Origin of the sequence: Microbacterium maritypicum (genome assembly GCF_008868125.1) — a bacterium.
GTDB lineage: Bacteria > Actinomycetota > Actinomycetes > Actinomycetales > Microbacteriaceae > Microbacterium > Microbacterium maritypicum.
This window is the reverse complement of sequence record NZ_WAAQ01000002.1, coordinates 949,935-973,825: the sequence shown is the minus strand read 5'-3', so window position 1 is coordinate 973,825 and position 23,891 is coordinate 949,935. Positions and strand designations below refer to the sequence as shown.

Genomic DNA, 23,891 nt, shown 5'->3' with positions numbered 1-23,891 from the left:
CGACCGAGCAGCCTTTCAGGCTATCAGGTACGCAGCCAGCGTCGGATCGCGAAGCCGGCCGAGAGCGCGGCGAGGATGACACCGATGCCGATCAGCACGGGAACCACGAGCGCGGCATCCTGCATCGTCACCCATGTCGTGATGAACGGAACCCGGCCCCGAAGGTAGCCGTTCACTCCGAAGTGCACGCCGGCCACGACCGCGGCGCTGGCCAGGGCGGAGCCGAGGAAGGCGGCGAACACGCCCTCGAGGACGAACGGCGTCTGGATGAAGCGGTTGGACGCTCCGACCAGGCGCATGATGCCGATCTCCTTGCGTCGGGCATACGCCGACAGTCGGATGGTGGTTCCGATCAGCAGGGTGGCGGCGATGAGCATGAGCACCGCGATGCCCACCGCGATGTATGTCGCGACGGTCAACGCGGAGAACAACGGCTCGAGGTATTGGAGCTGATCCTTGACCTGCTCCACACCGGCCTGTCCGCTGAACGCCTCGGCGAGCACCTGCGACTGGCCCGGGTCCTTCATGGTGACGAAGAACACCTCGAAGGCCTGGTCGGGCGTGAGCACGCTCGCCTGGTCGGCGCCGAGCTGATCGACGAGCTTGGCGTAGGTCTCTTCCTTGGTGTCGAACGTCATCGAGCTGATGAGCGGCTTGAGCGCGTCGCCCTCGAGCTGTGCACGGACGGCGGCGACCTGCTCCTCGCTCGCGGCGCCGTCGAGGCAGGTCTCGGATTCCGAGACCGCCGAGCACATGTACACCGCGACCTGGGCGCGCTCGGCCCAGTAGCCGCGCATGACGCCGATCTGCCCCTGCATCAGGATCGCTGCACCCACGAACGTCAGGGAGACGAAGGTGACGAGCACGACGGAGATCACCATCGAGATGTTCCGCCGGAGCCCGCCCAGGGCTTCGGTCAGGATGAGTCCGATTCTCATGAGGTCGGGCCCACTTCCTCGTCGTCTTCATCGGAGAGGCCGAGGCGATCGGCGACTCCGAGCTCGGCGACGTCGACCGTCGGCAGCGTGATGGGGTGTGTTCGCGGGCGGATGACCGCCGGAGGTTCGACGGCGGCGGGAGGCTCCACGACGTTCGCGGCAGAATCAGCGGCCTGCGAACGTGCGGACTCGGGGGGCTCGACCGTGCGCGGGGCCGGGGGAACCACGGTCTCCCCGTCGCGGTCGACCGCGGCCGCGGCCTTGCGCTGCGTGCTGAGCTCCTCCGCCAGGGCGGCACGCACCATGGAGAGGTCTGCGGTCTGACGTTGTACTTCCTGCACGGCGGTGAGCGCGGCCGCTGCCGCGGCCCCACGCACCTCCTCCGGGACGAGGCGCGGGATGTTGGAGGTGTCGCCGTACCCGCCGTGCACCTCATCGCGAACCATCTCGCCGTCACTCAGCTCGATCACGCGGCGCTGCATCTGGTCGACGAATCCGGCTTCGTGGGTGGCCATCAGCACGGTGGTGCCGCCGGCATTGATGCGGGCGAGCAGCTGCATGATGTCGACCGAGGTGGCGGGGTCGAGGTTTCCGGTCGGCTCGTCGGCGAGCAGCACCTGAGGACGATTGACCAGAGCGCGCGCGATCGCGACGCGCTGCTGCTCGCCGCCGGAGAGCTCGTGCGGCATCCGCTTCTGCTTGCCGTCGAGACCCACGAGCGCCAAGGCCTCCGGAACAGCCTGCTGGATGAAGCCGCGCGACGAACCCGTCACCTGAAGCGTGAAGGCGACGTTCTGGTAGACGGTCTTCGACGGCAGAAGTCGGAAGTCCTGGAAGACCGACCCGATGTGGCGGCGGAAATACGGCACCTTGCGGTTGGCGAGCGCCCGCAGGTCTCTGCCGAGCACAGCGACCCGCCCCGTCGTCGGGACGTCTTCGCGCAGGATCAGGCGCAGACAGGAGGATTTGCCGGAGCCCGAGGCGCCGACGAGGAAGACGAACTCCCCGCGCTGCACTTCGAAGTCGACACCGGAGAGGGCGGGCTTCGACGTCCCGCGGTAGCGTTTCGTGACGTTCTCGAACCGAATCATGGCGCTACGAGCCTAAGCGCGGGCTCTCCCCTGGCCGCGAGCGACACCCCGCACGACGCTTCCGTCCTCCGACCGGATGGGGATTGTTCCCCATCCACGACCCACTTCCACGTCGCCTGCCACTGCTATACATGAAGATGTCGGCTGCAGGAAGTGGCCGCCGAATTCTTTCAAGGGGGACCCATGACTACGCCCGCAGGATGGTACGACGACGGATCCGGTCGACAGCGCTGGTGGGACGGCCAGCAGTGGACCGAGCACTTCGCCCCGGAGACCACCGATGCCCCGGCCGTCTCCGAGGAGCATCTCGTCGTCGAGGAGCAGGTCGCCGAGACCCCATCGATCGATGACACCGTCGTCCGTCCGTCCGACGAGACGCCGATCTCCCCCGAGTCGCCGGATCCGTCGCAGACGGCTTCCGCAGGTCTCACCGCTCAGGATGTGAATGATGCTCCCGGGGCGACGGCGGCGACGACCCCGCTCAGCGACGACCTCGGCGCATACTCCGCGCCGGCGGCTCCCGCCTACCCGGTCGGCGCAGCCGCGCCGTCGTCGGATTCCTACCCGGGCGCCGCGCCGGCCTACCCCGGCAGCACGACGGGCTACCCCGCCGCCGCCGGGTACGGGCAGCCCGGTCCCGAGGAGCCGAAGAAGGTGTCGGTCCTCGGACTCGTCGGACTCGGGCTCGCGGCGCTCGGCACGATCCTGGTCTTCATCCCGGTGATCGGCTTCATCGGCTTCTTCCTGCTCGCCGCCGGGTTCATCGTCTCCCTCGTCTCGGTCTTCCTCAAGGGCAAGAAGTGGCCGGGCATCACGGGGCTCATCCTCGCGGTCGTCGGGACGATCATCGGCATCGTGATGTCGTTCGTCTACCTCTTCGCCTTCGCGCAGGGAGTGAGCGAAGAGATCGACAGGATGCCCACCTCTTCTCCGTCGATCGAGGCGACCGCGCCGAGCGAGACCGAAGGAACCGACAGCACCGAGGGAACCGATGCCGGCGTTCGCCCGACCGCTCCTGAAGTGGCTCAGGGACTCACGGCGATCCTCGCTTCCACCGGAGCCGAGGGATACACCGAGCCTCAGATCTCCTGCCTCGCGGACCTGTTCGTCGCCTCCGACCTCGACAACGCGACGCTGCGCACGATCGCCGAGAGCGATGGCGCGCTGACCGACACCGATGCCCTCTACGGCTTCGCTGAGGTGCTCGGGGACACGGACGCGGTCGCCGCGTGCTTCACGCCCTGACCACCGCAGAGTGACGTCGAAGGCCTCAGGAGCACCGCGCTCCTGAGGCCTTCTTCACGCGGTCGTCCTGTCATTCGACACAGGGCGCCCAGCGCCGCTACCGTCGTCATGACGGCCACACCGATGAGGATCGGCCGGCGTAGCGAGAATGACCTCACCACGCATTCGCCGACCGAGAAAGACACACGGGGAAGCCTGATGACAACACCTGCCGGCTGGTACGACGACGGCTCCGGGAACCGACGGTGGTGGGACGGTCTGCAGTGGACCGAGCATGTCGTCACGGGGAGGCCAGCGCCTGGCGGCGAGTCGACAGCGTCTGAACCGAGAGTGCAGGAGCCGACGGCTTCCGAACCGGCGCCGGAGGCTCCTGTGCCGGCTGTACCCATCACCCCGCCCGCCGACGCCGAACCGGCGCCCTTCGTCCCGCCGTACACGCTCGCAGGCCAGATGCCCGCGCCCGCTGCGACCACGTCCCCTGCCGGTATGACGTATCCGGCATACGGCGGATACCCGGCGGCGTCGTGGCCGGTCGCACCGTCTCCGCAGCCCGCGACCGGAGTGCCGGTGGTGGGGATCATCGGACTTGTCGCCGTGGTCATCGGCGTCGTCTGCGCCTGCTTCCCGGTGATCGCGATCGCCGGTTGGGCGCTGCTCGCCGTGGGCTTCGTGATGTCGCTGATCTCGCTCTTCCTGCGCGGACGGAAGTGGCCCGGCATCGCCGGACTGGTCGTAGCCGTCGTCGGCGCGGTGCTCGCCGCCGCGGTCTCTTTCCTCGTGCTGGCGACGTCGTCGATCGCGGAGAACGGCGACAGTCCGTTCGCCGCTCCCGGCGATCGCCCGTCGTCCGAGGGCGATTCCTCCACCGGACGCGAGGATCCCTCCACCATCGAGGGTGCGGAGATGGTCCCCTTCGAGGAGCTCGAGGTCGGCGACTGCCTCCCCCTGGTCGAATACACCGACGACGACGTGATCTTCGATCTTCCCGTCGTGCCGTGCGAGCAGCCCCACACCGACGAGATCTACCTCATCTTCGACGTCGAAGACGGCGAGTTCCCCGGGGACGACGCCCTGGGCGTCACGGCGTCGGACGGCTGCCTCGCGGCGTTCGAGTCGTACGTCGGCGTCTCCTACGACGTCTCCGAGCTCGATTACTACTACTACCAGCCGACGAAGTCATCCTGGAACCACGCATCGGATCGCACCGTGCAGTGCATCCTCTTCAGCTACGAGGAAGTGACCGGAACCCTCAAGGGCGCGAACTACTGACCGACGACGCACACGAAGAAGGCCCCGGATCTCTCCGGGGCCTTCTTCGAGGAATCAGTCCTCGATCTTGCGCTTGCGCCAGCGGATGCCCGCCGAGATGAAGTCGTCGAGGTCGCCGTCGAACACCGCCGCCGGGTTGCCGGACTCCTGTCCGGTGCGGAGGTCTTTGACCAGCTGCTGGCCGTAGAGGAAGTACGAGCGCATCTGGTCGCCCCAGCTCGCGGTGATGTTGCCCGCGAGCTCCTTCTTCTTCGCCGCTTCCTGCTCCTTCTGCAGGAGCAGGAGTCGCGTCTGCAGCACGCGCATCGCGGCGGCGCGGTTCTGGATCTGCGACTTCTCGTTCTGCATCGACACGACGATGCCGGTCGGGAGGTGGGTGAGGCGCACGGCCGAGTCGGTCGTGTTGACCGACTGCCCACCGGGGCCGGAGGAGCGGAAGACGTCGACGCGGATGTCGTTCTCCGGGATGTCGACCTCGGTGGCCTCTTCCATCAGCGGGATGACCTCGACGGCGGCGAACGACGTCTGGCGCTTGTCGGCGGAGCCGAACGGGCTGATGCGGGCGAGGCGGTGGGTTCCGGCCTCGACCGAGATGGTACCGAAGGCGTAGGGCGCATCGATCTCGAAGGTCGCAGACTTGATGCCCGCACCCTCCGCGTAGGACGTGTCCATGACCTTGACGGGGTACTTGTGACGCTCGGCCCAGCGCAGGTACATGCGCATCAGCATCTCGGCGAAGTCTGTGGCGTCGTCGCCGCCGGCGCCGGAGCGGATCGTGATGATCGCGGCGCGCTCGTCGTACTCGCCATCGAGGAGCGTCTGCACCTCGAGCTGGTTGATGAGGTCGGTGAGAGCGGCGAGCTCGGCGCGGGCTTCCTGCGCGGAGTCCTCATCGCCCATCTCGTTGGCGAGCCCGATCAGCACCTCGAGGTCATCGAGACGCTGAGCGATGCCGGTGATGCGGGCGAGCTCGGACTGGCGGTGGCTGAGTGCGCTGGTCACCTTCTGCGCGTTCTCGGTGTCGTCCCAGAGGTCGGGGGCACCGGCCTCCTCGCTGAGACGCGCGATGTCGTCGCGGAGACGGGAGACATCGACGACCTCGCTGATGTCGCCGAAGGTGTGCCTGAGCGCCTGGATTTCGGCGGAGAGATCTAGTTCGAGCATGACACCTCAGCCTAACGTGCCGCCTGCCCGCGCGGGGACCCCGTCGTCGGAGACCTTTCCGCAACGGGAGTAGCGTGAAGCTGTGAGCAGTGCTTCGACGGTCCTTCGACAGTTCGGGCCCATGGTGTATCTGCCGACGATCCTCTTCGCCCTCGGCGAAGGCGCCGTGATTCCGCTCATCCCGGTGCTCGCCGCATCCATGGGCGCCGACGTGGCGTTCGCCGCCCTCGTGGCCTCCGCCCTCGTCATCGGTCAGTTGTGCGGCAACCTTCCTGCCGGCTGGGCCGTGGGCAAGATCGGCGAGAGGTACACGATGGTCATCGCCGGCGTGATCGCCATCGTCGCCGGACTCGGAATGGTGTTCGCGCCCTCGCTCGGCGTGCTGGCGGCCTCGGTCTTCCTCCTCGGGATCTGCGCGGCGGCCTTCGGTCTCGCCCGGCACGCGTTCATGACCACTCGCCTGCCGGTCGCCTTCCGTGCGCGTTCGCTCTCGCTGCTCGGCGGCAGCTTCCGCCTCGGCATCTTCATCGGCCCCTTCGTGGCCGCGGGGCTCCTGCAGCTGTTCGGGAGCGAGAGTGCGGCGATCTGGTTCTTCCTGGGCTGCCTGGTGGTCATGGTCGTGCTGGTGCTCTTCGGGCCCGACCCCGAGAAGATGGTCCCGCCGGTACCGTCGACCACTCACGAGCGCTATCTGGAGGACTCCGGCGAGGCGGTGAGCGGATCGATCCCGACGATCGAGCGCCTGGGCATATTCCAGACCATGTGGCGTCAGCGCGCGGTGCTCGGCCGGCTCGGGCTCGCCGCCGCGTCGCTCTCCGCGGTCCGCTCGGCGCGACAGGTGGTGCTGCCGCTGTGGGGACTGTCGCTGGGATTGGATGCCTCGACCATCGCCCTCGTGGTCGGCGTCTCCGGCGCCATCGACTTCGCGCTCTTCTATGCGAGCGGCCAGGTGATGGACCGCTTCGGCAGACTTTGGGCGGCGATGCCGGCGATGGTTCTCATGGGCGCAGGGTTCCTCGCCCTGTCGTTCACGCACGACGTGGATGCGGCGGTTCTGTGGTTCGGCATGTTCGCCGCTGTCCTCGGTGTCGGCAACGGCCTCTCGAGCGGCATCCTGCTGACTCTGGGCGCCGACGTCGCCCCGAAGCGGGAACCCGCGGCGTTCCTCGGATCCTGGCGCACGCTCACCGACGCGGGCGGAGCGATCGCTCCGCTGCTCGTCTCGGCCATCACGGCTGTCGCCGCCCTGCCGTTCGCGGCGGCCGCGATGGGCGTGGTCGGCCTCGTCGGCGCTCTGGGGTTCCTGCGGTGGATCCCGCAGTTCGTGCCGCGGGAGCGACCGGAATCCGGCGACGACTCCTCCGAGGGGGAACAGGAATGACCCAGGCCCTGGAGGCGGATGCCCACCGACTGGTCTCGACCTTCGTGCCGCGATCGGAACGAGACCGTGCAGCGCAGGCCGACTTCGCGTCGTTCTTCGCGGCAGAGGGTGGCCCGGTGCATCGGGAGGCAGGACCCGATCACCTCACCGCGTCGTGCGTGGTGTTCGATGCGTCCCTGCAGCACACGCTGCTCGTCTTCCATCGCAAGGGGCAGTTCTGGGTGCAGCCGGGAGGCCACGTCGAGCACGGCGATGATTCGGTGGTGGCCGGCGCGCTGCGTGAACTGCGCGAGGAGACGGGCATCGTGGTGGAGCCGACGCCCGCCCCCCTCGCCTACGACCTCGACCACCATGGGCTTTCCTCGCGCTTCGGCGCCTGCGCCTCGCACCTCGACATCGGCATCGCGGTCGTCGTCGACCGTGAGTCCGCGCTGACTGTGAGCGAGGAGTCGGAGGACGTGCGCTGGTGGCCGGTCGACGCCCTGCCCGCCGAGGTGCCGCCGCAACTCGTTCCCCGGCTCGACGGACTGCTCACGCAGCTGCGCGACCCTCGCTGAGCCGAGGCATCTGTTACCGCAGGGCCGTGCGGCTGGTGGCGGTCGACTCCAGCGGCACACCTCCGGGCACGAACACGGACACCAGCGGCGGATGCCATTCCGCGGCGACGGTCACCCGGGCGGTGACACCGTCGGGCGTGCCCGCGGCGGTGAGCGACGCCTCGCCCGGCAGCGCGCTCATGAGAGCGTCGGCCTGTTCCTCGACGCCGGCATCGGTCAGCTCGGCCCGCACGCTGTCGTCGTACACCGCCAGGGTGAAACCGTCCGCTCCGGCGAGCGCCGCGGAATCGGCGAGTGCGTCCAACCGCTTCTGGGCGATGTAGAGATCGGTGGCGCAGACGCACACGAAGATCACGGCCAGAGCGAGCAGTACGTAGCCGAGAGTGAGCAGCAGCACGCTCCCCTCCTCCTGGTCGCCGACCGCGCCGTGAGCTGTTCGGGACTGCCCCCTCATCCCGTCCCCCACAGCCGTGACACCTTCTGCACCGCTTCGGCCTGCACCGGGACGGCCGTCGACCGGTCGAGTCCGAGCACCTCCGGCACCAGCGGCAGCCGTACCCGCGTGGTGACGGTGACGACGATCGTCGTGCCGGCCGACGGACACTCCGCTGCGGGCGGTGCGCAGGAGAGCATCACATCGACCGCGTCCTCATCGAGGCCGTACTCGTCCACGATCCCTGCGAGCACCGCGTCGCTGCGGTCCGCCGCAGTCGCAGCGTCTGGCGCTCGTGCGATCACGCGGGCGATGTGCCGTGCTGCCGCTTCCGCCCCGAAGGTCTGCTCCTGGATCGCACCGAGCGCGATGACGAGATAGATCAGCGGCACCAGGAGGATCACCCCCACCGCGATGAACTCCAGGGCGGCCGATCCCTCGTCATTCCTCCCCGAAAGTCTCGGCAGGTGCATGAGCCTCCACCTCCATCGCGAGGGGAAGGCCGATCAGTCCGAGCAGCGGAAACGTCGTGCGGACCCGGACGTCGACCGTCTCGTAGGGCGGGGCGCCGGAGACGCCGATTCGGATGTCCTCGGCGTAGTCCGCGCCGACCGCGCGGGAGATGACGTCCCTGGTGCGTTCGATGCCCTCCTCCGGGGTCGTATCGGCGAGAGCCGCGTGGTAGGCGCCTTCGACGGCGGCGTCGTGCACCACGTTGCGCACGTACACCGCGAACGCGAGCTGCAACACAGCGAGCGTGAGGGCGGTGAGGAGCGTTCCGACGAGCACGAACTCCACCGGGCTGGAGCCACGATCATCCGCGCAACCACTCCGGTCGTCCATGTCAGAGCCCCGAGACCCTCTGGATCGCCTGCTCGAACAGTGAGGTCAGAGCGGGACCGACGACGGCCCAGATCAGCACCACCAAGCCCGCGGTCATCAACGTGACGAGCACCCATCCGGGAACGTCACCCGCTTCGTCGTCGATGAAGGCGCGGAACCGGGTCGTGACGTTATGCCACCGGCGTCGCCGGTGATCCTGTGTTCGTGCGGTCATGGTGGTCCTTTCGTCGGGCGGTCAGCCGATGCCGAGCCGGAGGATGAAGAGTCCCGGATACACGGCGAAGAGCACCGAGAGCGGAAGGATCAGGAAGACGAGCGGTATGAACACCCAGTTAGGAGTCCCCTACAGCGTGGAGGAGTGATCGGCAGGGAGCGCCCGCTCGCGCGAGGCCCGGCAGTGCTCTCAGGGGGTTACGACAGATGCCTCATCGACCCAGCGCGCCAGGACGCTCAACGCGGCAAGCTGCTCGAGCGCAGCCTGCTCGTCCAGATCGCCCTCGTCGTGAGAGGCGGGGTTACGGATGCCGGCATAGCAACCCTCCGCGAACGCCATGATCCCGCGACGCAGGCTGAGGGACGTTCTGCCGCCGTCGTCGCCGGCGGGGCGGAGGCGATGAGCGCTGCCTGTGGGCGGGTCATTGGAGAGAGCCTGCTTGAAGAGATCGGTCTCGGAGATGTCGCGTCGGTGGAGCTTGTTCTGCGTCTCCGCGTTCACCTTGACCGATGCGGCGCGCACGGCCTCCCGGAAGTGCCCCGACTGCCAGAGCGAGCGCGCGCCCTCCCAGACCCAGGGGTGGAGGTTGCTGGCGCTCAGTACGGGAGAGTTGTCGCCGAGCCGAGCCGCGATCTCAGCGCCATCGCGGAGCTGCACGACGGCGCGCTGCGCGGCTTGGTGTTGCTGCTGCCAGCGGTTGGTCGTGTCTTCGGGTATCTCGGAGCGCCAGCGGGGCAGCACCCGATCGAGGATCTGCTCGGTGGTGTGGATGGCTTCGAGAATGGCGGAGCGGCCGCCAGCGGGGCGAGCACGGAGACCGTAGGTGTTGTTCGAGTTGGGATTGATCAGGCGCGTGAGATGGATGAAGTACTCAAGTCGCTCGATCGCCCATGGTTCGTCCACGCTGCTCAATCTACTTGAGCAGCCGTCGTCCCCCACCGCGACGCGTCGCACTTCGCTGCGACCTCGCCCGTGTCGGGGGTGGGTGCGACGGTGGGAGCATGTACAGCAGCCGGATGGTGGTGCGGGGCACGGAGCGGCGCGATGGGGCCGTGATCGACATGCTCGAGCGATCGCGGGACGACGGCTCTCGCGGCGTGCTGGTGACCGATCTGAGTGGAGACCGGTGGAGTCTTGAGCTCTCGGCGGAGGTGCGGGCGGGACGGGTGTGCTCGATCGCGGAGGGCGAGGCAGTGCCGGCGGCGAGCGCGGAGCCGTCGTGGGCGGCCGTGGAGGACGTGTAGCGCGTCGACGTGCGACGGCCCCGGCCATCCGCGGGTGCGGAGAGACCGGGGCCGTCGTGGCAGGTCAGGCGCCGGGGAGCGTGACCGTGTTGTTCAGCTTGATGAGCGAGAGGGCGGGCGGCACGGGGATGCCGAATGCCGCGCGGAGCTCGGCGCGGAACATGTACTGGTTGCGACGGAAGTCCTCGCCGGCGACGTCGGTTGCGCGGACCTCCATCTGCTCACGCATCCAGAGGATCGCCTGGCGGAGGTCGCCGACGACGGCGAGGCCGGCGGGCATGGTCGGGATCGCGATGGTGGGCACGCCCCACACGTTGCGCCCGCGGGCGGGAGCGACGTTGCCTCGGTACTGTCCGCCGGCCCCGTCGCGCTCGAGCTCGACGCCGGCGAAGTCCTCGGGGCCGATGAGGAGCGCGGTGTTGGCGTAGCCCTTCGCTTCGACGCGAGCCATGGCGCGGCGGATGGTGGCGGAGGGATCGACTGCGTAGTCCTGCACGAGCACGCCGTCGGTGTAGAAGATTCCCTCGAAGTTCTCGCCCGTGCCGTCACCGAGGAGGATCTGGTGATCGAGCTCGTTGAGCACGTCGGCCTTGAGCTCGTAGTCGAGGAAGGTGGTGAGGTCGGGGTAGTCTGCGATGTCCTGGCGCGGGATGCCGTCGAGGACGACGGCGATCGTGCGGGCCGGGGCGTCGACGCGCTCCATCTCAACGTTCTTGAGCGGCTTGAGCGCCTTGGGAGCGACGGGCTTGGCGGCGTTCTCCCGCTGGGCCTGGCGGAGGTAGTTCGCGCCGTTGCCACGGTCGAGCTCGATCACGGTGAGGGCGTCGAGCACGTGGCCGACCGGTGCCGCGGCGGCGACGATCGGGGTCGGCGCGGGCACGGTGAACGTGGCCGACGAGGGCAGGGTGAACGCCTTGCCCTCAGCGACGCCGGGGTGCTGCTTGGCGAACGCCGCCGACCAGTCGCCCACGGGGCGCGACTTCTGCGCGACGATCGCCTTGCCGCGGGACACGCCCGCGGCCGAGGGTGCCGGCGCGGCGTCTGCGTCGAGGGTGCCGGCCTCTGCGTCGCCGAGGAATGCGGCCACGCCGTCGGCGATCGCCTTGCTGCCGTCGATGGCCTTCACGGCATCCATGTGGGCTTTGAGCTCGGCCTGCTCCGCGGCGGTGAAGTCTCGGTTGGCGGCCTGAGCACGGTCGGTGATCGCCTTCATCGCGGCGATCAGCTGTGCACGGTTCATTCTTGTGATTCCCTTCGGGAGGGCGCGCGGTGAGCGCTGCCCGATGACGGTGAGATGTCGGCCGGCGCGGGAGTGCGCGGGCGGACGGTTCCGGTCGGCGACGGGCCGCGCGCGGGCTGGCGGTCGCTCGTGATACCGGGAGGGGCTGACGGGCCGTGTGCTGACGGATGGTCGCCCCGAAGGGGTGGGTCACGCTGGACCCGGTGCAGCGGTGCTGGCGGAGAGAGCGATTCGGGACGCTGCCCGGGTGGTCGCGCTGGACCGGTGCTCTCCATGGCCGCTACTGCGTGCTGGCGAGTGTAGCGCTGCTCGCGGACATCAGCGAGATCCCGGCGCGACGGATCAACGCGTCGCGTCTGCAGCGCGGATGAGTGCCCGCAGCCACTGGTCGGGTTCGTGGCCGGCGCTCGTGCGCAGCGCGGCGTCGAGGACGACCAGAAGCGACGCGATCGCCGCCTGCGCCTCGTCCACGTCGAGGTCCGCGATCATCCGCGCGAGGGCCGGGTCATCGCGACGCCAGGCGAGAGCCCAGGCGGCGACGTCGCCGGTGGCCGGCGGGACGCTGGACGGAGTCTCGCCGGTCACGCCGCACCGCCCGCGGGATCGACCGGAGTCCCGGTGGCCAACTGCGCGCGCGCGACGAACCACACTGGGTCCACGCCGGTGGGTGCGATCGCGACCAGACCGATGACCTGCGTAAGCCGCACGACGAGGGCGCGCATCTGCGACACGTCGAGGCCGTCGAGCACGTCGAAGATGACGGACGGGTCGTCAACGGCGTCGAGCGCGAGCTCGACGAGCTCGGACCTTTCCGGGATCAGCCCATACGGCTCCGGGACGCTCGCACCGAGTCGCCGATTTTCGACAGCCCGATCGCTCGATTTCGGGGTGGGGTGTGTAGTCACGCTGTACGCCTTCCTTGATTTTCTGGGGAATCGGGGTCGGGAAAGGGGGGTCTGCATTCTGAGATTTCGTGCGCGCAGCTAACCGAGCCGCTCTTCGCCGGATAGTGGGGCAGGATTCTGACTCCCCTTCCCCCGAGAGCACCGCCCGCACCCGTACCGGCACGCGTAGCGACCTGAACGGGCAGCGGGCGGCGCGGCCCCGGCTGAGGCGTCTCATCGCGCCACAGGGCCGCTGAGCGCCGTCCCCGCGCACTCCGGGCATGGCAGCAGTCGGATGTGCCGGTCGCATGCGCGCACCTGGTCGGCGCGACGGGTAGGTGCGACCTCGGCCGCAGCGCGGTCGCAGTCGACGCAGCGACGCGGGTACGGCTCGCCAACATGCTCCTCGCAGCGAGGCTCATGCATCGCGTCGCTCCTCTCGGGCGGTCGCACGTACAGCGGCGTGGTCCTGCTCGACGGCCGCGGCCAGCAGCGCGCGGTGCTCGGCGAGGAGCTCGCGCAGCCACGTGTCGGCGTACTGGCGGTTCTGGACGCTCGGCCGGAGACCTCGAGCAATGGAGATCGCGTCGAGCACGACGGGGCCTCGGAGAGCGGCGTCTCGCGGTGTTGCGAGCATCCGGTCGAGCGTGAGTACCGCGGCGTCGAGGTGGCGCAGCGACCGTCGGTCGGGCCTCGTGGGCGGCGTTTCGACGCTCATGCGGCTTGGACGCGGCGAGCGCGGGTGGGTCGGAGACGGGCTCGGAGGGCAGCGGCGGGATCGGTCGTGCCGTCGAGCGTGCGCTCGGTGACGCGCTCGACGATCTGGTAGCCGGCGAGGAGGTCGCCGTCGCCGAGGCGGGCGGCGTGCTGCATGAGCTCGTCGAGCTCGATTGGCAGCGCTCGGTCGCGGCGGAGAGCAGTCAGCTTGCGACGAGCGCTGATCGTGTCGCGTTCTGCCGCGGTGATGTTGGGGTTACGAGCGTGGCAGTGGAGGCAGGCGAGGGCGTCGCCGTCGAGCTCGTGCGGCCCTCGGGGATTGCGTCGAACATCGCACTCCTCCCCCGCCCATGGCGAGTCCTCGTGAGGGCGAGCCTTGTCGTGGGGGGTAGGGGGGTTCTCTCCCTCTATCAATAGAGGAACATCTGTCGAATTCGACACTTGTGAGGCGTCGTTTTCAGCAGCTCGATCTGTTGTATTCGACACATCGGAGATTACGGGGGTGTACGAGTAGCGGCGGTCGTAGGGGCCGTTCTCTCGTAGCTGGTGGCGACGCACCGCGGTGCGGGTCACGAGGGCGTCGAGCGCGCGACGGACCTGTCCCTCGGAGTGGCCGGTTTCGAGGGCGAGGTCGGACAGGGTGACGGTCCACCACCGGCGTCCATCGTGCTCGATCCAGGAGCGGTCCTCGGCGCGGGTGCGCCACACGATGCGGGTGAACAGGATTGCTTCGAGTGCGCCTCCGAGGTAGCGCAGGAGCGCGAGCCGCACTTGCACGAAGTCATTCGCGGTGACGAGCTCGGCGGGGACGCCGCCTGGGGTGTCCCCGCTCATCGGGCTCGCCTGGACGCGCTGGGAGTGTCGGTGGTGGCCGCTATCGTGATGGGCGGCGGACTCCATTCGCCTCGAGGTGCGGAACGCTCCCGGTTGCTACCGGGGGCGTTCCGTCGTTCCGGGGAGCGAGTACCCATGGCTGATCGGATGGTGCTGGCCTGGCCAGGGCTGAGTGGTGGCGCGGTGGCGACGATGCCGTCGATGTGCGCGGCGCGGTCGGCGGGGCTCATCGGTGGCCGCCGGTCAGCTGGTGGCGTCGGATGACGGCGTGGAGCTCGTCATACTGGGCGCGAGTGAGCACTGGGGCTTCGGCCAGCTTGCTTGAAAGGTGATCGACGACGGTCGAGGCGTAGAACTCCTGGCGAACCGCGGCGAGCGCAGCGGGGTCGGTGTTCTGGCGGGTGGCTTGTGCGAGTCGGGCGCGGAGTGCGCGGGATCGCGTTGAGAGGGTGGGCATGACGACGTGCCTCCGGTGAGGTATGTCGTCCGATGCCCAATGCGGAGCGGGTTCAGCCAGGAACAGGCAAGGCCCCTGGATGCTACCTCTCGGAGCGAGGGCGTGGCAACACCGCGGGGAGTTGACGGCGGGTTATGGTCCTGCCATGAACGATCCCGAATATCCCCTCGCGAACGAGGTAGGCGTAGTCCTTGACGAGCGGTTCCGGTGGACCCGCCAGCAGGTGCGTGAGGAGACGGGGCGCGACCTCGACGACGACACCATGCAACGAGCGTTCACGCTGATGAATCAGATCCGCTCGCTGAGCGGCGAACTCGACGACGTGCTCCGGGGCGCGTAGCCACTCCCCCGAGGAGAATGGCCACGACGAGACACGTCGCGAGGGCCCAAGACGCCAGACGCAGTGTCACCGACCCACGACGTGGGGCAATCGGAGCAGCGTGTCGGCGTCGAGCGCGTTCGGTAGGACTCGCGGGTCGAGGATGACTGTTCGCCCGCACCGGCATGGGACCGTCGGTGCTTCGTCGAGGGCGGCGAGGGGAACGTCTTGCTGGAAGCCGTTCTCGAGGTAGGCCACGTGGAGAGCCGGTCCGACGCGGTGAAGACCGGCGACACTGAAGCCCCCCTCGCAGAACACGGGTGCGGGGCGGGTGCGGGTGCTGGCACCGTGACGCAGGGTGATGCGCCGCTCGCCCGCGTCGAGGCGCTGACGCAGGTCGCGGGTGTCCAGGGCAACTGAGCGCCGGCCGCATCCGCAGGCGACCGGGAGCGTGTGGAGCGTCGAATCGGCGAGCTCGTCGAGGTCGAGCACGTGCGGGAGCCCAGCGGGCTCGGGGCGTCGACTGAGGGGCTCGGCCTGGGGAATGCTCAGTTGCTCGATGCGGATGCGGCGAGCGCCGGCGGAGGAGATCTCGACGGCGGCGACGGTGCGGCCGTTCTGACACTGGATACGGATACCGCTCATGCGGGCACCATTTCGGGCTGCAGCGGCGCGTGCTGTCTCCAGCGGATGGTGATGGAGCGGGGGTCAAACCGCGTGCCGATGCCGGAGGGGTTGATCGTTACAGTCATGAGCGCGTCGACAACTTCGCGCTGAGCATCGAGCGGCATGGCGTCCCACCGTTCGCGGACGTCGCCCGCGGTGAGGTCGAGGAGGCGGCTGTTGGGCTGGTAGGCGCGCAGCCGGCGCTCAGCGGCGTCCCGCTCGGCGCGTAGGCGGGCGGAGATGCGGGTCAGCTGGGCACCTGTGATCTGGTCGGAAGCGAACTGATCGGCGGCGACGTCGAGCTTGGCGTCGATAGCTGTGATGGTGCGCTGGGCCTCCCGCACGCTCTCAGGGTCGCCGGAGGACAGCAGCGGGAGCGCGTCGGGCTGGGAGAGGCGCGCGAGGAGCACGTCGACCACGAGATCGTCGACGGGCTCCTGCTTGCGACGGACCTTGAAGCAGTGGGTGCAGGCGTAGGACGGGGGCTGTCGTTTCGGCGTTCCGTCGGCGAGGGAGCCGGCGGAACGCCCGACCTGACGCTTCATGCGTCCGGCAGCAGCCACGGCGCTATCGCAGAGGTTGCATGCCGGCGGGTCGTAGTCGCCGAGATGCTCGGGGCAACGGCCGCAGCGGCCGCAGATAGCGATCCCGCTCAGGAGGTACTTGAAGCCGGGGCCGGATTGGTTCGTCTTTCGGCTGGGGTCGGTGAGTAGGGCGGTTAGACGGTCAAAGGTGGCGCGGTCGAGCACGGGCTCGGTCGTCGAGCTGCCGATGATCTTGCCCTGGTACTGGCGGAGGCCAGCGTTCGATCCGCGGAGGAGGATCTGGCGGAGGATTGTGGTGTTCCACAGCGGTGCTTTCGGGCCGTGCACGCCGCGGGCGTTGAGGTCGGTGGCGACGGCCCGCAGCGACTCTCCGTCGAGCACGCGGCGAGCGCACTCCAGGATGACGGTTGCCTCGTCGGGCTCGGGAACGTCTCGACCGTCGACGCGGCGGTAGCCGTAGGGGCTGTATCCGTGCGGCTCACCGCGCTCGGCTTTCTCCTGGAACCGCCGCTTGAGGCGGCGCGACATCTGCTCGGTCTCGTGGCGGGCAACTGTGCCCTTGATTCTGGCTGTCATCCGCCCCTGCGGGGTGGAGAGGTCGATCTCGCCGCCGACGTTGGCGAGGGCCAGCCCGTGCTGGTCAGCAAGGTCGATGATGTCCTCGAGCTCGCGGGGAGTGCGGGTGAGACGATCAACGTCCCAGACGACGATCGCGGTGATGTGGCCGGCGCGCACGTCGGCGAGCATGCGCTCATAGGCGGGGCGACGCTTCGAGCGCGTGGCGGAGACGTCGTTGTCGATGTACACCTCGTCGACGGGCCAGCCGCGACGTGCGGCCTCGGCCTGACAGTCGGCGGTCTGGCGGCCGACGCCGAGCTCATCGCCGAGCTGGTCCTGGGAGATTCGAGCGTATATGCCTGCGTGCATAGATGCATACTAACTCACGCTTCATAGGGAGGAGCATCAGGATCTCTTTGCGCCCCGCCTGCTCGATCAGTACGCGCTTCGCGTCTTCGCGTGCATCGCCCGCCTGTGCATGCAGGACGGCGGCGAGCGGGGCACCGTGCTCGAGCGCAGCGATCACCTGGTCGACGACGCGAGACAGTCCGGGAAGCTGCAGCCGTCGCGCCATCTCGTTCAGCGCATCGGCCAAGGGGGATCCGGTGCCGACCGCGAGCACCACCTGGCGCAGCTCGGCGGTGAGCTCACCCGACCCCACATCGGCGACCCGGCGCAGCGAATCGAGGAACCCCTCACCCGCGGAGAGACACAGAGCCAGGAATTCGAGCGTCGTCGGAAGCTCATCGGTGAGCCGCGCCCGGCGGGACCTGGCGCGCGCGGAGAGCTGCAGGTCGTACGCAGCGGCGGCCGCCGCGCCGCAGAGCAGCGGCATCGCGCCCGTCGGCACCGACAACCGGCCGGTCACCGCCAGCACGGTCAGCACGACCGCGCCCACACCGATCCCGGCGAGACCCCACCCCAGCTGCCGCCCGCGGAACGCAGCCGGGTCCGTGCGCAGACCCGCCTGCGCCAGCCGCTGCCGGAGAGCCTCTCCCCCGCCGAGCATCCTCTCGAACCCGCTTCGCGCGCGCTCCCACAGCGTCCGCCCGCTCGCCGGCAGTGCTCCCGCAGCGGGAAGAACCCCGCTGGGCAGCTGATCATCGGCGACGACGTCGCGCACGTAGGGCCCGATCCGCACGGCCAGAGATGCCGCCCTCCACCGCGGGAGGGCGGAGAGGATGCTCATCACTCCCGCGGCGAAGCCACCCCCGATCAGGATGGCGCTCGCGAGGACCGAGATCGCGCTCATCCGAACCACCGCCGAGGCTCGGGAAGCCGGCCGATGCGGACCATGACGTGGAAGGCGACGACTGACACCGCCGCCCCCAGGCAGATCACGATCACGCCTTCGGGAGTGCCGTATGCCGCAGCGCCCTCAGGTCGGAGCACCAGCAGGCCGAGGATCACCCACGGCGCGACGGCTCCGAGAACCGCGGCACCGCGGATCCACGACTGCCGCGCCTCGACCTCGCCCCGGAGAGCCGCATCCGCCCGCACCGAGCTCGAGAGGGCGCGCAGGACACTGATCAGTTCCGTGCCGCCGACCTGACGCGCCATCCGCAAGGTCTCGGCGATGCGATCGCCGATGGGGTCGGCCAACGTGGACTTGAGCCGATCGAGGCTCGACTCGAACCTTCCGCTCGCCCGCAGATCTCTCGCGAAGACGATGAACGCCGGCCTGAGCATCTTCGGTGCCGACTCCGCCAGACTCGCCACCGCGTCGGGGAGCGACAAGCCCACGCGGATCGATGCGATCAGGAGATCGCAGACGTCCGGCCAAAGCTGTCGCCGCGATCGTCGCAGTCGCGTGCGGCGCCCTCGGAGGAGCATGATCGGCGCCGCCGCCCCCGCAAGGCCTGCCAGCACGGAGAGCACGGCGATTCCGGTCAGAAGCCACACCACGGACGCCGCGACCAGCCCGGCCGCGATGATGACGGTGAGAAAGACACGCCGCGAGAGCCCGTCGAACCCCGCCTCCTCGATCAGACGGACGAGCCGACCCTGTCGCGGGAGCGGTTCGGCCTCGTCCGACAGGGGCCACATCCATGGCGAGAGGCACAGGAGCACACCCGCAGCGAGGACAGCGCCCACGAGCACCGTCACGATGCGGCCTCGATCGGGCGCAGGTCCCCGCGCTCCCTGCCGAAATCGTCGCTCTGCCGGGTTCGCGCCCGGTAGACCGACCTCGTGCGCACCTTCCCCTCGTCGATGTCGCCTGTCGGAGCGATGATCTCCTGCACGTGTCGCCGTCCTGCCCGATCTCGGACGCAGTGCACGACCAGATCGATCGACGCGGCGAGCGCCGGTGCGATGAATGCACGATCGATGTTCCGTCCGGCCAAGAGCGGGAGGATCGTGAGCTTCTCGATGGCTTCGGTCGCCGAGTTCGCGTGCACGGTGCACGCCCCGGGTACGCCGGTGTTGAGCGCGAGCACGAGGTCGAGGGCTTCGGCGTCGCGGACCTCGCCGACGACGAGACGGTCGGGGCGCATGCGCAGCGCCTCCTTCACCAGTCGACGCAAGGTGATCTCCCCGGTCCCCTCGAGACTCGCCTGGCGCCCCTGGAGCGAGACGAGATCTGGCCCCTCCACGGCCAGTTCGAACGTCTCCTCCACGGTGACGATGCGCTGCGTACCGGCGCAGGAGGCCAGCAGCGCGCCGAGCATGGTGGTCTTGCCCGCGTGCGTCGCTCCCGAGACGATCACGCTGCGGCCGTCGTTCATGGCGGTCGTCAGCAGCTCCGCGACATCGGTCGGCATCATCCCCTGGGCCGCTAGCGCGTCGAGGGATCGGTACTTCGGCAGGAACTTGCGGATGTTGACGGCCCAGGAGCCGCGCACCACATCGGCGATCGCCACGTGCAGACGGGATCCGTCCGGCAACGAGGCATCCACGAACGGCTGGCTGATATCCACCCGCCGGCCGGTCGACTGCAGCATGCGCTCGACGATGTCGCGCACCGCGACATCGTCGAGACGAAGGCCCGTCCGCTCTGCCTCGCCCTCGCGGGCGATGTGCACATGGCCGGATCCGTTCAGCCAGATCTCCTCGATCTCCGGATCGTCGAGCAGCGGCTGCAGCGCACCGAATCCGCTGAGCGACGCCATGACCTCTCTCACGCACGCCGCTTCATCGTCGATCAGCGCCTCCCCGCGAGCGAGGGCGAGATCGTCGTGTCGGCGAACCTCGGCGTGGGTGATGCGCGAGGCCGCCTCCGGATCGATCGACGGGTCGATGCCCTCGGCGCGCAGACGCGACCGCACACGGTCGGCGACAAGGGCGGACGGATGACTCACCCAGGCATCCTCGCAACAATCGCCCTCCGCCCTCCGAAGTTATCCACAGCCGCTCTGGCGCGCCCGAGCGCTCAGGGGGAGACGGACTGCGGGCTGATCCCCAGACAGGCGGTTTCGACGATCAGTAGACTGTTTCCACCGCGCGGGAGTGGTGGAATTGGCAGACACGCAGGATTTAGGTTCCTGTGCCCCAGGGCGTGTGGGTTCAAGTCCCACCTTCCGCACGAGAGACGACGGCATCCTTCTCGGGTCGCCACGACATCGCTCTGTTCTACCGCCGACCATTCACGACCGACGGGACTCCCCCTGTGCTCGAAACCATGCTGCACGCGCCGACCGCTCTCATCCCCTGGCTCGACCCTGCGACGATCATCGGGACCGCCGGGCCGTGGGCACTGCTCGTGGTGTGCTTCATCATCTTCGCCGAGACCGGTCTGCTCGTCGGGTTCCTGCTTCCCGGTGACACCCTCCTGGTGATCGCCGGCCTCCTCTCGCACCCGATCGCGGGCTCCGAGCACGGCGTCTTCGGCATCAACGTCTGGTGGGTCGCACTCCTGATCGGCCTCGCGGCGTTCGTCGGCGGTGAAGTCGGATACGTCATCGGCCACAAGGGTGGACCGGCGGTCTTCGAGCGCAAGGAATCGGGCCTGTTCAGCAAGAAGAACGTCGAACGCACGAACGCGTTCTTCGAGCGCTTCGGCGGCATCACCGTGATCCTCGCGCGCTTCGTGCCGATCGTGCGCACCTTCGCCCCGGTCGCCGCCGGTGTGGGCCATATGCCATGGCGCAAGTACACCCTCTACAACCTGATCGGGGCGGTCCTCTGGGGCTTCGGGCTCACCATGTTCGGCTATCTCATCGGCTTCATCCCGCCGGTCGCCGAGTTCGTGGAGAGCTACATCGACCTGATCCTGCTTGCGGCCGTCGGTGGCACCGCGCTCGTCACGCTGTGGCACTACCTCTCCGAGCGTCACAAGGCCAAGAAGTCCGCTGCGGCAGGCGAAGACGTGGTCACCGACGCCGAGGAGGCACAGGAGCTCGTGCTCGACGCCGACGTCTTCGACCGTTCTCCCGACCTGGACGGCGACGGCAAGCACTGATCGCGCATCGGGGGCCGACTCCTCGGCACCCGATGATCACCCCGCGTTCTTGGCGCGCTCTTCCTTCGACCGCGCCACGCTCGCGCGCAGCGCTTCCATGAGGTCGATGACCTCGCCGCCCTCTGCCGCCTTCTCGGTTTCACCGAAGGTCTCGGCCACGTCGAACGTGTCGCCCGCCTCGATCTTCGCGTCGATGAGGGTGCGCAGTTCCTTCTGGTACTCGTCGACGAACGCCTCGGGGTCGAAGTCCGCCGAGTAGCTGTCGACGAGGGAGGCCGAGAGCTCCAACTCCTTCTTCGAGATCCGCACGTCCTCCTCCAGCGCCGGGAACGCGGCTTCGCGCACCTCGTCTGCCCACAGGAGCGTCTGCAGCACGAGCACCTTCCCTCGCACCCGGAGCGCGGCGAGGCGGGTCTTCTGCCGCAGGGTGAAGCGCACGATCGCCGTGCGGTCGGTCTGCTCGAGGGTCTTCCTCAGCAGCACGTAGGCCTTCGGCGACTTCGAATCGGGTTCGAGGTAGTACGGCTTGTCGAGTGTGAGCAGATCGACCTGGTCGGACGGCACGAACTCGACCACGTCGATCTCCCGGCTCTTCTCCGCCGGAAGCGCCGCGAGGTCGTCTTTCGTCAGCACGACGGTCTGGCCCTCGTCGACGTAGGCGCGGTCGATGTCCGCGTAGGCCACGGTCTCGCCGCACACCTCGCAGGTGCGCTGATAGCGGATGCGTCCGCCGTCCTTCTCGTGCACCTGATGCAGCGGCACGTCGTGGTCCTCGGTCGCGGAGTACACCTTGACCGGGACGTTCACGAGCCCGAACGTCAGTGCGCCCTTCCAGATCGTCCTCATCACACCAGTAGACACCAGCCGCCGCCGTCACGACCAGCCCCTTGACCACCGACGCCTCGACCACGCGGACCCTTGACTACGCTGGCCCCATGGTCACAGAAGGGCAGATCGTGCAGGTCGACGGCCGACGCCTGCGTGTGACCAACCTCGACAAGGTCGTGTATCCCGCGACCGGCACCACCAAGGGCGAGATCATCGCCTACTACACGGCCATCGCTCCGCTCCTGCTCCCCCTCCTCGACGGCCGCCCCGTCACCCGCAAACGCTGGGTGGAGGGCGTCGGGAGCGCGGAGGCCCCGGCTGACGCGTTCTTCACGAAGCAGATCGAGCCGGGCGCGCCGTCGTGGATCCCCCGACAGGCGATCCAGCACTCGGACGGCCCCAAGGAGTACCCCCTCGTCCAGGACGTCCCGACCCTCGTCTGGCTCGCGCAGGTCGCCGCCATCGAACTGCATGTGCCGCAGTGGCGCTTCTCCCCCGAGGGCCTTCCCGGCAAGCCCGATCGGCTCGTGCTCGACCTCGACCCCGGGGAGGGGGTGGGGCTGGAGCAGTGTGCCGAGGTCGCCCGCATCGCCCGCGTCATCCTGTCCGACATGGGGCTCGACCCCCTGCCGGTCACCAGCGGCAGCAAGGGCATCCACCTGTACGCGTCGCTACCCGGCGAGCAGACGAGCGACGAGGTCTCGACCGTCGTCAGAGAGCTCGCCCGAATGATCGAGAACGACCACCCCGACCTCGCCACCAGCGTCATGGCGAAGGCGGTCCGTGGCGGCAAGGTGTTCCTCGACTGGAGCCAGAACAACGGCAAGAAGACCACGATCTCGCCCTACTCGCTCCGCGGCCGTGCGCAGCCCTGGGTGGCTGCTCCTCGCACCTGGGACGAACTCGACGACCCGGGCCTCGCCCAGCTCGACCTCGATCAGGTGCTCGCCCGCGCGGCCGCCGGCGTCGACCCCCTCTCGACGCTCCACCCGCCCGAGACCGCTCCGCTCCCGCAACCGGCGAAGGCCCGACGCTCCCACCGGTATCCCCAGAGCTCTCCCGCGCCCGCCTCCCCTCCGATCCCGGCATCGGTGGCGCCGATGCTCGCCGAGAACGGCTCCCCCGGGGTCGCCCGCGCTCTGAGCGACCCCTCGTGGGTCGAGGTCAAATGGGACGGCATCCGCGCGATGGGCACCTGGGCGAACGGGCGGATGCTGCTGCACGCACGCAGCGGAATCGACATCACCGCCCGCTACCCCGAGCTCACAGCCGACGGAGCGCCCTTCCTGCCGGTCGCAGACGCGATCGTCGACGGTGAGATCGTCGCCTTCGACTCCCACGGCCGCCCGAGCTTCTCCCTCCTCCAGAATCGGATGCACCTCACCCGCCCGCGAGAGATCGAGCGCGAGGTGGTGCGCACCCCCATCGTCTACATGCTGTTCGACCTGCTGCGTCTCGACGGACACGACCTCACCGGCATGCCTCTGCGGGAGCGTCGCACACTGCTCGAGGATGTGATCGCCGACCTCGACGCCCCCGTGCAGATCCCTCCCGTGTTCGACGACGTCGACGCGGCACTCGCTGCAAGCCGGGAGTTCGGGCTCGAGGGCGTCGTCGTCAAGGATCCGATGTCGCGGTACCGCCCGGGGCAGCGCTCCCCCTCCTGGCTGAAGCTCAAGCACACCAGGATGCAGGAGGCGGTGATCGTCGGGATCCGCCCCGGCAAGGGCGACCGGGAGAGCACGCTCGGGTCTCTCCTGCTCGCCGTGCCCGACCCGAACCGAGGTGGGGGCGGCCTGCGCTACGTCGGACGCGTGGGGACCGGATTCACCGACCGCATCCTGCGCGATCTGCTCACACGGCTCGAACCGCTGCGGGTGGACGCCGCACCGCTCGACGGAGTACCCGCCCCGGATGCCTCTGACGCCCTCTGGGTGCGGGCGGAAGTCGTCGGCGAGGTCGAGTTCGCGAACTGGACTCCGGACGGCGTACTCCGTCATGCCCGCTGGCGAGGTCTGCGCCCGGACAAGAGCCCGGACGAGATCTCCGTCGAGACCTGAGACTC

Annotated in this window: 28 protein-coding genes and 1 tRNA gene; 9 read left to right on the top strand and 20 right to left on the bottom strand. The window is 68.9% G+C overall.

Annotation, left to right across the window (positions count from 1 at the left end):
• Window positions 1-23: 23 nt before the first annotated feature.
• Window positions 24-938 carry a permease-like cell division protein FtsX gene (gene ftsX, locus F6W70_RS15510; RefSeq protein ID WP_017828551.1) on the bottom strand — a complete coding sequence of 305 codons (915 nt, stop codon included), beginning with the start codon at window positions 936-938 and terminating at the stop codon, window positions 24-26.
• Window positions 935-2,029 carry a cell division ATP-binding protein FtsE gene (ftsE, locus tag F6W70_RS15505; protein ID WP_141386247.1) on the bottom strand — a complete coding sequence of 365 codons (1,095 nt, stop codon included), beginning with the start codon at window positions 2,027-2,029 and terminating at the stop codon, window positions 935-937. Before ftsE ends, ftsX begins: the two co-directional genes overlap by 4 nt.
• A gap of 183 nt (window positions 2,030-2,212) precedes the next feature.
• On the opposite strand from ftsE, the gene F6W70_RS15500 reads away from it, so the two are divergent.
• Both F6W70_RS15500 and F6W70_RS15495 read left to right on the top strand, forming a co-directional pair.
• Window positions 2,213-3,274 carry a DUF2510 domain-containing protein gene (locus tag F6W70_RS15500; protein ID WP_151487206.1) on the top strand — a complete coding sequence of 354 codons (1,062 nt, stop codon included), beginning with the start codon at window positions 2,213-2,215 and terminating at the stop codon, window positions 3,272-3,274.
• Between the two features lie 198 nt (window positions 3,275-3,472).
• Entirely contained in the window at window positions 3,473-4,543 is a 1,071-nt protein-coding gene (locus F6W70_RS15495; RefSeq protein WP_170287929.1) for a DUF2510 domain-containing protein, read from the top strand.
• A gap of 54 nt (window positions 4,544-4,597) precedes the next feature.
• Here the strand turns inward: F6W70_RS15495 and prfB are convergent, their stop codons facing one another.
• Window positions 4,598-5,707 carry a peptide chain release factor 2 gene (gene prfB, locus F6W70_RS15490; RefSeq protein ID WP_017828547.1) on the bottom strand — a complete coding sequence of 370 codons (1,110 nt, stop codon included), beginning with the start codon at window positions 5,705-5,707 and terminating at the stop codon, window positions 4,598-4,600.
• Between the two features lie 121 nt (window positions 5,708-5,828).
• On the opposite strand from prfB, the gene F6W70_RS15485 reads away from it, so the two are divergent.
• Together F6W70_RS15485 and F6W70_RS15480 are read left to right on the top strand one after the other, a co-directional pair.
• A complete protein-coding gene (locus tag F6W70_RS15485; RefSeq protein ID WP_151487270.1) occupies window positions 5,829-7,088 on the top strand; it encodes an MFS transporter in 1,260 nt (419 codons plus the stop codon).
• Complete coding sequence (locus tag F6W70_RS15480) at window positions 7,085-7,645, top strand: NUDIX hydrolase (RefSeq protein ID WP_151487204.1); 561 nt, start codon at window positions 7,085-7,087, stop codon at window positions 7,643-7,645. Before F6W70_RS15485 ends, F6W70_RS15480 begins: the two co-directional genes overlap by 4 nt.
• Window positions 7,646-7,658: 13 nt before the next feature.
• Here F6W70_RS15480 and F6W70_RS15475 read toward each other — a convergent pair whose 3' ends face one another.
• From F6W70_RS15475 to F6W70_RS15450, 5 genes are all read right to left on the bottom strand, one after another.
• The gene (locus tag F6W70_RS15475; RefSeq protein WP_151487203.1) at window positions 7,659-8,099 is read right to left on the bottom strand and encodes a pilus assembly protein TadG-related protein; all 441 of its coding nucleotides are present in this window, start codon (window positions 8,097-8,099) and stop codon (window positions 7,659-7,661) included.
• Entirely contained in the window at window positions 8,096-8,551 is a 456-nt protein-coding gene (locus F6W70_RS15470) for a TadE family protein (RefSeq protein ID WP_151487202.1), read from the bottom strand. Before F6W70_RS15470 ends, F6W70_RS15475 begins: the two co-directional genes overlap by 4 nt.
• The gene (locus F6W70_RS15465; protein ID WP_031205427.1) at window positions 8,520-8,921 is read right to left on the bottom strand and encodes a TadE/TadG family type IV pilus assembly protein; all 402 of its coding nucleotides are present in this window, start codon (window positions 8,919-8,921) and stop codon (window positions 8,520-8,522) included. The genes F6W70_RS15470 and F6W70_RS15465 overlap by 32 nt, the downstream gene beginning before the upstream one ends.
• A 1-nt stretch (window position 8,922) precedes the next feature.
• Complete coding sequence (locus F6W70_RS15460) at window positions 8,923-9,135, bottom strand: hypothetical protein (protein ID WP_151487201.1); 213 nt, start codon at window positions 9,133-9,135, stop codon at window positions 8,923-8,925.
• A gap of 189 nt (window positions 9,136-9,324) precedes the next feature.
• On the bottom strand, window positions 9,325-10,038 hold the full coding sequence (locus F6W70_RS15450) for a TIGR02391 family protein (protein WP_318278918.1): 714 nt from the start codon (window positions 10,036-10,038) through the stop codon (window positions 9,325-9,327).
• 98 nt (window positions 10,039-10,136) lie between these two features.
• Here F6W70_RS15450 and F6W70_RS15445 point away from each other — a divergent pair, with 98 nt between their 5' ends.
• The gene (locus F6W70_RS15445) at window positions 10,137-10,379 is read left to right on the top strand and encodes a hypothetical protein (protein WP_151487200.1); all 243 of its coding nucleotides are present in this window, start codon (window positions 10,137-10,139) and stop codon (window positions 10,377-10,379) included.
• A 64-nt stretch (window positions 10,380-10,443) separates the two neighbouring features.
• Here the strand turns inward: F6W70_RS15445 and F6W70_RS15440 are convergent, their stop codons facing one another.
• The 6 genes from F6W70_RS15440 to F6W70_RS15415 all read right to left on the bottom strand — a co-directional run bounded on the left by F6W70_RS15440 (window position 10,444) and on the right by F6W70_RS15415 (window position 14,511).
• Window positions 10,444-11,619, bottom strand: a complete 1,176-nt coding sequence (locus tag F6W70_RS15440) for a phage major capsid protein (protein ID WP_151487199.1) — start codon at window positions 11,617-11,619, stop codon at window positions 10,444-10,446.
• A 342-nt stretch (window positions 11,620-11,961) separates the two neighbouring features.
• Window positions 11,962-12,204 carry a hypothetical protein gene (locus F6W70_RS15435; RefSeq protein WP_151487198.1) on the bottom strand — a complete coding sequence of 81 codons (243 nt, stop codon included), beginning with the start codon at window positions 12,202-12,204 and terminating at the stop codon, window positions 11,962-11,964.
• Window positions 12,201-12,524, bottom strand: coding sequence for a hypothetical protein (locus F6W70_RS15430; RefSeq protein ID WP_151487197.1), 324 nt, complete (start codon window positions 12,522-12,524; stop codon window positions 12,201-12,203). Before F6W70_RS15430 ends, F6W70_RS15435 begins: the two co-directional genes overlap by 4 nt.
• Before the next feature lie 397 nt (window positions 12,525-12,921).
• On the bottom strand, window positions 12,922-13,221 hold the full coding sequence (locus F6W70_RS17860) for a hypothetical protein (RefSeq protein WP_170287928.1): 300 nt from the start codon (window positions 13,219-13,221) through the stop codon (window positions 12,922-12,924).
• On the bottom strand, window positions 13,218-14,054 hold the full coding sequence (locus F6W70_RS15420; RefSeq protein WP_151487196.1) for a hypothetical protein: 837 nt from the start codon (window positions 14,052-14,054) through the stop codon (window positions 13,218-13,220). The genes F6W70_RS17860 and F6W70_RS15420 overlap by 4 nt, the downstream gene beginning before the upstream one ends.
• A gap of 226 nt (window positions 14,055-14,280) precedes the next feature.
• On the bottom strand, window positions 14,281-14,511 hold the full coding sequence (locus tag F6W70_RS15415) for a hypothetical protein (protein ID WP_151487195.1): 231 nt from the start codon (window positions 14,509-14,511) through the stop codon (window positions 14,281-14,283).
• A 145-nt stretch (window positions 14,512-14,656) separates the two neighbouring features.
• Here F6W70_RS15415 and F6W70_RS15410 point away from each other — a divergent pair, with 145 nt between their 5' ends.
• Window positions 14,657-14,851, top strand: coding sequence for a hypothetical protein (locus F6W70_RS15410; RefSeq protein WP_151487194.1), 195 nt, complete (start codon window positions 14,657-14,659; stop codon window positions 14,849-14,851).
• A gap of 66 nt (window positions 14,852-14,917) precedes the next feature.
• On the opposite strand, the gene F6W70_RS15405 is transcribed toward F6W70_RS15410, so the two are convergent.
• The 5 genes from F6W70_RS15405 to F6W70_RS15385 are packed head-to-tail and all read right to left on the bottom strand — an operon-like array spanning window position 14,918 to window position 19,898.
• Window positions 14,918-15,475 carry a hypothetical protein gene (locus tag F6W70_RS15405; protein WP_151487193.1) on the bottom strand — a complete coding sequence of 186 codons (558 nt, stop codon included), beginning with the start codon at window positions 15,473-15,475 and terminating at the stop codon, window positions 14,918-14,920.
• Window positions 15,472-16,968 (bottom strand): recombinase family protein, encoded by a 1,497-nt coding sequence (locus F6W70_RS15400; RefSeq protein ID WP_151487192.1) that lies wholly within the window; start codon window positions 16,966-16,968, stop codon window positions 15,472-15,474. The genes F6W70_RS15405 and F6W70_RS15400 overlap by 4 nt, the downstream gene beginning before the upstream one ends.
• The gene (locus F6W70_RS15395; RefSeq protein WP_151487191.1) at window positions 16,919-17,851 is read right to left on the bottom strand and encodes a type II secretion system F family protein; all 933 of its coding nucleotides are present in this window, start codon (window positions 17,849-17,851) and stop codon (window positions 16,919-16,921) included. Before F6W70_RS15395 ends, F6W70_RS15400 begins: the two co-directional genes overlap by 50 nt.
• Window positions 17,848-18,705 carry a type II secretion system F family protein gene (locus F6W70_RS15390; RefSeq protein ID WP_151487190.1) on the bottom strand — a complete coding sequence of 286 codons (858 nt, stop codon included), beginning with the start codon at window positions 18,703-18,705 and terminating at the stop codon, window positions 17,848-17,850. The genes F6W70_RS15395 and F6W70_RS15390 overlap by 4 nt, the downstream gene beginning before the upstream one ends.
• Window positions 18,702-19,898 (bottom strand): TadA family conjugal transfer-associated ATPase, encoded by a 1,197-nt coding sequence (locus F6W70_RS15385; RefSeq protein ID WP_170287927.1) that lies wholly within the window; start codon window positions 19,896-19,898, stop codon window positions 18,702-18,704. The genes F6W70_RS15390 and F6W70_RS15385 overlap by 4 nt, the downstream gene beginning before the upstream one ends.
• Window positions 19,899-20,040: 142 nt before the next feature.
• Between F6W70_RS15385 and F6W70_RS15380 the strand changes: the two genes are divergently transcribed.
• Window positions 20,041-20,122 (top strand) — tRNA-Leu (locus tag F6W70_RS15380).
• 96 nt (window positions 20,123-20,218) lie between these two features.
• Window positions 20,219-20,998: a DedA family protein gene (locus F6W70_RS15375; RefSeq protein ID WP_055871254.1), complete on the top strand. Its 780-nt coding sequence runs from the start codon at window positions 20,219-20,221 to the stop codon at window positions 20,996-20,998.
• A gap of 36 nt (window positions 20,999-21,034) precedes the next feature.
• Here the strand turns inward: F6W70_RS15375 and ku are convergent, their stop codons facing one another.
• Window positions 21,035-21,844, bottom strand: a complete 810-nt coding sequence (gene ku / locus F6W70_RS15370; RefSeq protein WP_055870975.1) for a non-homologous end joining protein Ku — start codon at window positions 21,842-21,844, stop codon at window positions 21,035-21,037.
• Between the two features lie 89 nt (window positions 21,845-21,933).
• On the opposite strand from ku, the gene ligD reads away from it, so the two are divergent.
• Window positions 21,934-23,886, top strand: a complete 1,953-nt coding sequence (ligD, locus tag F6W70_RS15365; RefSeq protein WP_151487189.1) for a non-homologous end-joining DNA ligase — start codon at window positions 21,934-21,936, stop codon at window positions 23,884-23,886.
• The last annotated feature ends 5 nt before the right edge of the window (window positions 23,887-23,891 follow it).